This is a genomic window from Nocardia sp. NPDC004722, assembly GCF_053601505.1.
Genome location: NZ_JBSGBY010000449.1, coordinates 1 through 7,074, shown reverse-complemented (window position 1 = coordinate 7,074; position 7,074 = coordinate 1). Strand labels below are relative to the sequence as shown.

The 7,074-nt window shown below is 65.4% G+C and carries 3 protein-coding genes; 2 read left to right on the top strand and 1 reads right to left on the bottom strand.

What is annotated here, in order from left to right; translation table 11 throughout:
- Nucleotides 1-5,216 (bottom strand): alpha/beta hydrolase (locus tag ACWELQ_RS32850; protein ID WP_452400924.1); only part of this gene is annotated, 5,216 nt, incomplete at its 3' end.
- A gap of 235 nt (nucleotides 5,217-5,451) precedes the next feature.
- On the opposite strand from ACWELQ_RS32850, the gene ACWELQ_RS32845 reads away from it, so the two are divergent.
- On the top strand, nucleotides 5,452-6,303 hold the full coding sequence (locus ACWELQ_RS32845) for a hypothetical protein (protein ID WP_452400923.1): 852 nt from the start codon (nucleotides 5,452-5,454) through the stop codon (nucleotides 6,301-6,303).
- A gap of 112 nt (nucleotides 6,304-6,415) precedes the next feature.
- On the top strand, nucleotides 6,416-7,054 hold the full coding sequence (locus ACWELQ_RS32840; RefSeq protein WP_452400922.1) for a hypothetical protein: 639 nt from the start codon (nucleotides 6,416-6,418) through the stop codon (nucleotides 7,052-7,054).
- Nucleotides 7,055-7,074 lie beyond the last annotated feature (20 nt).

The following is a 7,074-nucleotide window of genomic DNA, read 5'->3' as shown; positions in this document are numbered from 1 at the left end:
GGGTGATGATCGGATTCCGTCGGACGATGATCGGACTTGGTCGGGTGTTGCTCTGCGGCGTGATCGCTTGCATGTAGGGCAGCCTCGTGGGGTGCCGCGGTATCCGAGGGATGCGGTAGGAGCGCCTCGTGGTTTTCTGCCAGGTATCTGCCCAGGTCGGGGTGGTACTCGTTGAGCAGTCGGGTGGCCGTGATCGCTGTGGAGCGGTCGAGCATTCCGAGCTTGTCCATCAGATCGCCGACTCCGCGACGCAATCCGGGTAGCTCGGCGGCGCGGGCGGGATCGCCGTAGGCAGAGGCGGTGTCGAAGATGCGCTGGTGCAGTTCCTTGAAGCGGTCGATCAGGTGCGGGGTGAGCGTGGACGGACGGTCAGGGTCGGTGGGTGGGTGTTCCGACTTCGGAGCTTCTGCCGTCGGGGCCTCTTGCCGGTGCTCCGGTGCGGCGGGGTGCTCCGCGTCATTGCTCAGCGAGAACGGCTTGTGGAATTCGTCGGGGCCATTGACAGTTGCCGGCTTGTCGAAGTCCGCACTGAACGGCTTGTCGTTCTCATCCGAACGGTCGAGGCGGCTGGTATTGGAGGACGGATCCTCCGGGGCTAGTTCGTCTCGCCCGACTCGCGGTTGATCCGATTGATCTCCGACTCGCCCCACGCTTGCCAGATCTTGATCTGGTCCTCGGTGGCCGGGCGGCGTCCTTTCTTCTCGAGGTCCGCTGTGTGCTGGCGGATGGTCTCCGCCCACTTCTGGTCTTCCGGCGAGAGGGGTTTGCGGTTTTGTATCGCTCGCTGGACTATCCGGTCGAATTCCTCCCGGTTCATGGTCGGTCCTTCCTAGGTCCTGGAGCTCGATGACGTACTTGGGGTTGCCGTAGCGGTCGGTGGTTGGGTAGTGGTCTTTGACGAGGAACTTGTTGCCCGGAGGGAAGACGACCTCGTCCTGGTTGCGCGTGGTCCAGGAGATGTCTTTGCCGAAGCGGGAATCGATGATCATCTCGATATTGCCGCCCGGCATCGAGCCTTCCTTGTCGGAGGAGGCGAAGCCGGGGTCGAAAGGGGTTTTGCCCTGCTGGTAGTCGTCGAGGAAGCGGGCGAGTTTGACCGGGTCGTCGATGTGGAGCGATCTGTAGACGACTCCGTTGTAGTCGGGGAGCTTGTTGTAAGCCGATATCAGAGTGCGGATTTCGACGTCGCGATCATGCAGGGCCTGGGTATTGCCGTTGCGGGTGGCGTCGTTAACCGGCTCGTTCAGGGGGAAGAACTGGTTGCGGCGGATCGCGTCCAGTTCGGGGTCGGTGAGACGGGCGATCTCAGGGTGGTTGGCCGTCTGTTCGGCGCGGATATCCTGGATCTCGCCATCGTTGAGACGGGTCTTGGCGGCGTATTCCTGTGAAGCCCTTGGGTCTTCGTAGTGCGGGTTCGCGTAGTAGGGCTTCTCCTCGACCGGGAGCTTCGGCAAGTCCGGTTGGCCGATTCGGGCTTCCGGGAGCGACGGGGAATGGTGCTCACCCGCGGTGGAGTCGAGCGGGTGGAGGGGATCGCCGTGGGAGTCGTAGATGATGGCGTGGGTGTTGGCGACGTTGGTGCGATCGCCGGGGAATGGGTGTGGGCCTTCGCCAAGGGCGGGGTCGTGGATGACGAGCATGCCGCCGTCGTTGGTGACGGTGTAGGCGTGCGCGCCGACGCCGTTTTCGTCGACAGGGCCGTGGAATTCGTCGATGACGATGGCGGTGGCGCCGTCGCCTAGTCGGTATAGCTGGTCGGCCAGGACGCCGGGGGTGTCGACGGGCTGCATGTGTGCGCCCGCGGCATTCTCGAGTTCCTCGGCCGACATACCCTGATGGGCGATCTGTGGATCTTCGGGGACGTGGATGTTCGGATTGCCGGTCAGTTCCTGGACGTGCTGGAGCGCTTGTGGGCCACAGTCGTTCGGCGATCGATGTTCGTCCGGCAGTTGCGGCGTGTGCTCCGCGACGGGTTCGGGGTTGCGATAGTCGTTGACGAACTCGTCGTATCCGTGCGGAGGCCCCTCGGCCAGCTCGTATTCGGGGCTGCGGAACTTGGCCGGATCGTGTGGCGTGGAGCCGAAGGTCCGTTGAAAATCGCCGAGATCTGACCGGTCCGGGCGTGGGTACTCGGGGATGATGTCCTGGTGTTGCCCCGCGGCGATTTTCCCGAAGTTGTACAGGGACTCACTCGGCGTACCCCGGAAGTCGCCGTCGTGGAACTTGTAGTAGCCGGTGTGGGTACCGATATTGCTGAAAGTTCTTACACCGCCTGGGAATTGAGCGGTGATCCGGCGCGCGCCGAACGAGTCGACCGACGGGTCGAGACCCAATCCGAGTCCGAGAGCCGGTGCGGCGCGGGAGATGTCGTCGGGATGGCTGGAACCGATCCAGGTGACCGGGTCACGCGGCGAGCTGGCGACGAACACATTGTCGCCGATGCCGAATCGGGAGGCGTGCGGGACCGGACCCGCGCCAGGAGATCCCAGCAGGGTGATCGTCGTGACCTCGCCCGCCAGACGGCCGCCCGCACCGGCGAAACTCGTTGTGGTGGAGCCGTAGCTGTGACCGAACAGGTGCACATCTGGAACGGCCGCGCCATCGGGTAGCCCGGCATTCATCTTGCGGGTTTCGTTGAAGGCCGCCACATCTCGGGCCAGCAGCTGTCCACCGCGCTTGGCGAGATCGGTGTTGGCCATCTCCTTGAAGATCTTCGGAATACCGCTCGGCGCGTCGTAGCCGATCCAGGCGATCGAGGCGACCGCCCCGGGATCCTCTGTGTTCCTGGAGGTTTCCCAGAAGTGGTTGAACGAGTTGTTCAGGTTCACCTTCAGGCTGCGCACCGTGGTGGTGATACCCGGGATGTGGAAGGACACCGTCGACGCTTTGTCCACGTCGCCGAACGCGACCACGGCGCGACCTTCGCCGTTGAACGCCCGCGAGTCGTAGGACAGCACCCGGACGGGTGGCCGGTGACCGTCGTTGCGCTGGGCGTACGTGTCGGCGAGCTTGTCCGCGAGCTTCAGATTCTCGAGAGTCTTACTCAGGTTCTTGTAGTCCCGGTAGCTGTCCGGATCGAAGAACCTGTTCATGAATTTGTCGACGCGCGGGTTGTTCGCTCGCAGTTCCGCCATGTCCCGGGCGATCGACAAGCGGTTGGCCTCGTCACGCACGGGCGTCGGAATGCCGTCCGCATTGCCGATTTCGTGCGGGTGCACCCGCGCCAACGCGTCCTGCTGCTCGTCGGTCAGCGAATGCCACCACTCGTGGTTCTCGCGAGTTCGATTGTGTGCACCGGCCTGATCGGTGTTCTCTGGATGGAGCAGCGTGGAGGGATCGCTCCCATGCCCGAGTCGATCGAGTGCTTCCTGCGCGTGTAGTCGCTCCGCTTCGGTGATCGGCCGATCATCCTGCAGCACAGGGCGATTCGGATGCTCGGACGGCGTGGGAGTTTCGTGTTCGTGCGGATCGGAGGACGGCTGGTCGTGCTCGTTGTGGCTGTGCCCGTCCTTGTCGTGATTCTGCCCGTCCTTGTCGTGATTCTGAGCGTCCTTGTCGCCGCCGTGGGTCTCGTCGGTCGTCTGGGCGCGGTTGCTGTGGTCCTTGTCACCGCGGCCGTCGTGGTCGCCCGCCACCTCATCGGGGTGGGCGCCGATGCGGCTCTCCGGCTTGTCTCCATGCTTGGCGCCGTTGCCGTCTCCGTGCTGGGCACCGTTGCTATCGATCGGGCGGGCCTTTTCCGTATGTTCGCCAGGAACACCCGTACCGTGCTCCTGCTGCACCACCTGGGCGCGGTCGCTCACCTTCGGAGTGGCGGCCTCGATGCCGGTCGGCTTCGCCTGGGCGGGAGCACCTATCCCGGTGTCCCCCTTCGGAGCCGCCCCGGCCTTCGGAGTCTCGGGCGTCGGCGCGGCCGAGTTCGGCGTCTCGGTGCGCGGAGTAGCGGTCCCAGCCGGTCGCACCTCGGCCGGGGCGGCACCGCGTGCGGGGTTCGCGGGCTGAGCGACGTCGGAAGCTTTTGGTGTTCCGACATTTTGCGGACTCGGTGCGGCTTGACCACCCGGCCCGGCGCCCGTCGATTGCAGATTGGTGAGCTGCTGCCCGTTCCCGGTATCAGCGCCACCGCGAACGGTGTTGTCTGCCTTGAGGTCCGCGGTGGAGGCCGGGTGGGTGTTCGCCCCGTTCTGTGCGGCGGGCTGGCTCGCGGGAGTCTCGTTGCTGGGCTTCTGGGGTTCCGGCGACACCGCGCCAGGTTCGGTGGCCGTCGGCACCCGTGCGTCTTTGTACGAGTGCAGCAGCCCGGAGCCGAGGCCGCCCACGGCACCGGCGGTGATCATGCGAGGGTCCAACTCCATATTGCCGCTCGCCAAAGCGCTTGCGCCCCAACCGGCCAGGCCGCCCGCCGCGCCCGCACCTACGGTCGTGATGCCGCCAGCGACCACCTTTCCGAGGGTGTTCTTGACGAGGGGGGTCTTGCCGAGAACATTCTTCAGCCCCGCGCCGACGGGCGCACCGACCAGGCCGCCGACACCCCCGGCCAGCGCCATGGTGCCGACCTCGCCCCATTCGAATTTCTCGCGGCGGCCCTCGTACCGTTGCCAAGCCTGGATGACCGCATCCGGTGCCGCGCCGAGCACCGCGCCGGGCAGCGCCAGCTTGGCCGCGTAGATCGCGAAATTCTTCAGGGCCTCCTTGATCTCGGCGGCCGTGGCCCACTTCGCCTCATGCCCGGCCAGATATTTGAGCAGGCGCTTTATCAAGAACCGCACGGTGACACGGGTTGCGGCGACCTCGGCGGCCTCCACCGCCGGGCTGAAGATCAGCGACGCCGCGGCGGCGAGGAGCTCCGCTGCCAGGATGATCAACGTCGCGTTGAACATGAGTTTCGTGTACTCGAACTCGTTGCCCGTGCCGTCGGCCATCGTGGCGATCTGGTCGAACCATTTGATCATGCCGTCGAGCGATGCCTCGCTGCCGTCGCCGCCGTACTTCAGCACCTTCAGCTGTTCGATCATCTCCTTGCCGCCGTCGCCCTGCGGATAGGCGAGCTGCACGGCCGAGATGGCATCGTCGACGTCGGATTTGATGCTTTCGAGTTGCTTCGCGGCGGCACGCCAGTCGTCGGCGAGGCCCCACATCTGGTCTTCGTTGCCCTCGGGCCACTTCATGCCGACGAGGTAGCCGAGGGTCCCGACCGCGGGCGGCTCCCAGATCACTGTGCTCTCCCCGATCCGAAAAACGCACGCTCAGCCGCCGTTTCGGACCGATGCCCCCGTGCTGTCACTCCCGCCCCCGGACCAGAACCGACTTGTCAGCTATTCAACTGTCCACCAGGTGTTTTCACGAACGAACAGTCGATAATCTTGCGCTACGCTGCCATACAAGTCTCCGATCGGCAACTCGGAAATCCGGATCGGCTATCAATCAGCAGCCTCGGAAAGGGAGGGCGGCATGCGATCGCTGTGGTTCATTCCCCAGGGCAACACCGTGATCGAGCCCGAAGAGACCACAGGTTATCGAGGCGGCTGGTCGTCCACCCTTCGGCCGTTGACCGAGCGGCAGGCCGCGGCGGTCGCCGCGCACGGGCGACGCCGTGCGCGGGAGATCGTCTCGCTGCTCGAGGGCGCGGGGTTCGTAGCGGACGCGGCAGGTGCGGAGCGCTGGAACGAAACCGAGCTAGTCGGCGAGGGCTTCAATCGTTTCGACAAGGGATCCAACGGCCGCGTCCACTCGGTGTCCGCCCGGCTCGCGCTGCCGGAAACGACACCCGGAATCGGTGAGCTGGCCAGTCGCTTCGCTAGTTTGCCCGGCGACGTCGTCGAGCGGGTCCGGACCGACAAGCCCGATCGGACCTACACGCTGTTCCTGCCGCCGCGTCACGGGCATGCCGCACAGGTCACCCTCGCCGCGCGAGACGAGCCACGACGAATCACCGCCACGATCGTCGCGAACAGCAAGCCCCACTTCTATCGCTGGGACAAACGAGACTCGGTCTGGCAGATCCTGCGCAGTGGCACAACCGAAGACCCTGACGAGCGCCGGGTCACCGAGCTCGCCCGCCTCGGTTTCTCCAGCCGCGATTGGCCCGTGCATGCCACGCTGCCCGATGGCATCTCGAAGCAGGAGGCCACCGAACGAGTGCGTCTCTACCTGATGGGTGCCGGTGTCGAGATCGGACGGGCGACTCTCGATCCGCGGCGTGGCGACGACTACTGGGACATCTCGATCTCCGGCGACGCCGCCCTGAATGCCCTCGGTGCTCTGCGGATTACCGATGCCGGGCGCATCAGCCCACCCGAGTGAACTCGTAGCAACCGTCACGGCCGGATCTGAAACGCCGCTCATGAATGTGTAGGGTCGCAGGCGTATCCGAACGGGCAGTCCACGCTTCCCGGTCGACGAGGGGAGCGACATCGTGAGCAGTCCGCAGGGCGGAAATCCGGACGAGGCATTCTTCAAGGACCTCGCCTCGGCGTTCGTGGAGGCCGGCGGGGAGGGGGCTCCCGGAATCGACATCGTGTCCCATCCCGGACCAGGTGCGGTCGTCGACGAGAAGCAGACCGCCGAGCGGGCGCGAGAGCTCACGCATCAGATCGCTCGCGAGCTCGCCACCGACGGGCCCGAGGGCTGGGAACGCATCGACGCCATCTTCGCCTGGACCGTTGCCGCGCAGACGTGGAACGTGACCTACTCCGCCAACGGCCGAGCGGTGCGGGCCGAACCGTCACAGACCACGTTGCTCGCCGTACAAGAACAGCGGGAAACCGCCGCGGAGCTCCCGGCGGGACCGTGGTGGCGAATGCGGCTCATCGTCACCAACTCCGGTGAGGTCCAGACCGATTACGACTACGGCGGTGAACCGTTCCCCGATGATCAGCTCTTTCCCGCCGAGGCCTACCGCGCGGATCTGGAACAGTATCCGCGCGATCGACTACCGGTCTGGCTGGCGGCCTATGTCGGCAATGAGGGCAAGCAGCAGCCGATGCGCTCGGAAGCCAGTTCGGTGCGCAGGGTTTCGCTGAAGTGCTTGATCCCGGCCGAGGTGAACGCGTAGGGGGTGCCCAGCCGGATCGG